Annotated in this window: 2 protein-coding genes; both read left to right on the forward strand. The window is 67.6% G+C overall.

Going from position 1 to position 1,033, the window contains the following annotated elements:
• Window positions 1–420: electron transfer flavoprotein subunit beta/FixA family protein (locus tag J2Z30_RS49245; protein WP_443732402.1), on the forward strand; the 420-nt coding region annotated here is incomplete at its 5' end.
• A gap of 54 nt (window positions 421–474) precedes the next feature.
• The coding region (locus J2Z30_RS49250) for an electron transfer flavoprotein subunit alpha/FixB family protein (RefSeq protein WP_372453435.1) at window positions 475–1,033 on the forward strand (559 nt) is incomplete at its 3' end.

The raw sequence follows: 1,033 nt of genomic DNA on the forward strand, positions 1-1,033 counted from the left end.
ACGGACGGCACGATGGGTGTGCTGCCGGCGATGTTGGCGGAGCGTCTGGGTGTGCCGCAGGTGTCGCTGTTGTCGGAGGTGTCGGTCGAGGATGGCACGGTGAAGGGGCGCCGTGATGGGGACACCGCGACGGAGCAGCTTCAGGCGTCGCTTCCGGCGGTGGTGTCGGTGACCGACCAGTCCGGTGAGGCGCGCTACCCCTCTTTCAAGGGCATTATGGCGGCGAAGAAGAAGCCGGTGACCTCCTGGGACCTGTCCGACCTCGACATCGAGGCCGAGGACGTGGGGCTGGAGGGCGCCTGGACCGTGGTCGAGGGTGCCACCGAGCGTCCGGCCCGCACGGCGGGCACGATCGTCAAGGACGAGGGTGAGGGCGGTAAGCAGCTCGCTGAGTTCCTGGCGGGTCAGAAGTTCATCTGACCGGTTCCCGCTGCCCGTCCCTGATCTTTCGCATGTCGCAGGAGAGCGATTCCCATGGCTGAAGTCCTTGTCTTTGTCGACCACGTGGACGGTGCTGTCCGCAAGCCCACTCTGGAGCTGCTGACGCTGGCCCGCCGTATTGGTGAGCCCGTCGCGGTTTCCCTGGGTGCCGGTGCTGCGGATACCGCTGCCACGCTTGCCGAGTACGGTGCGGTGCGGGTGCTGACCGCGGATGCGCCGGAGTTTGCCGAGTACCTCGTTGTTCCGAAGGTGGATGCGGTTCAGGCGGCGTACGAGGCCGTGTCGCCGTCTGCCGTACTGTTCCCGTCTTCTGCGGAGGGCAAGGAGATCGCGGCCCGGCTGTCGGTGCGTATCGGTTCGGGCATCATCACTGATGCCGTGGATCTGGAGGCCGGTGAGGCGGGTCCGGTGGCGACGCAGTCGGTGTTCGCGGCCGCCTTCACCACCAAGTCCCGGGTCTCCAGGGGCACGCCGGTGATCACCGTCAAGCCCAATTCCGCCGCCCCGGAGGCGGCTGCGGCCGCGGGGGCGGTCGAGGCGCTGGAGGTGTCCTTCTCGGAGCAGGCGAGGGGTACGAAGGTGGTTTCGCGTA

It is taken from the genome of Streptomyces iranensis (genome assembly GCF_017874715.1).
GTDB classification, from domain to species: Bacteria; Actinomycetota; Actinomycetes; order Streptomycetales; family Streptomycetaceae; genus Streptomyces; species Streptomyces iranensis.